This is a genomic window from Oleiphilus sp. HI0043, assembly GCF_001634935.1.
Genome location: NZ_LWEY01001751.1, coordinates 1 through 747, shown reverse-complemented (window position 1 = coordinate 747; position 747 = coordinate 1). Strand labels below are relative to the sequence as shown.

At 42.3% G+C, this 747-nt stretch carries 1 protein-coding gene; it reads left to right on the top strand.

The genetic code is table 11. The annotated features are described in order from the left end of the window. Positions 1 to 705: signal peptidase I (lepB, locus tag A3729_RS26740; RefSeq protein WP_068634467.1), on the top strand; the 705-nt coding region annotated here is incomplete at its 5' end. Positions 706 to 747: the final 42 nt, after the last annotated feature.

Sequence of the window (747 nt, the reverse complement as noted above, 5' to 3'; positions counted from 1 at the left end):
AAACCAAAAAGAGATGCGGCTAAAGATAATTCATCTAGTGCAGCTAGCGAAGAAGAAATTTCTGAAGGCCCTTGGTTAGTAGAAGTTTCTAGGTCTTTTTTTCCGGTACTGGCAATCGTTTTAGTTTTGCGTTCCTTTCTTGTTGAGCCTTTCCAAATTCCTTCTGGTTCAATGTTACCAAGCCTGGAAGTTGGCGACTTTATTCTGGTAAATAAGTATGCCTATGGTTTTCGCCTTCCCGTGGTGGGAACTAAAGTCATTGAAATGGATGATCCGCAGCGCGGTGATGTAATGGTCTTTAAATACCCTAAAGATGGAAAGACCAATTATATTAAGCGAGTTATCGGTGTCCCTGGTGACAAAATTGAATATAAAGACAAGCAGTTATGGATCAACGGTGAGCTTGTCGAAGAGAAACTGTTAGCGAATTTACCTGGGCGCAAACTGTTTGAAGAGACTTTAGGCTCGGTTAAGCATAAGCTGTATGAGCATAAAGCGCAGCTAAATAGAGGTGCTGAAGGTTACTGGGAGATTCCTGAGGGCTCGTATTTTATGGTTGGAGATAACCGGGATAACAGTAATGATAGCCGCTTTTGGGGCGTTGTTCCTGACCACCTGGTTGTCGGAAAAGCCTTTGCGATATGGATGCATTGGCCAAAGTTCTTCTCCATACCTAGTTTTTCGCGTGTTGGTGCTATCGAATAAAGTTTAAGACTTTTGTTTAGCGAGTAGGCAATATCCGTATAT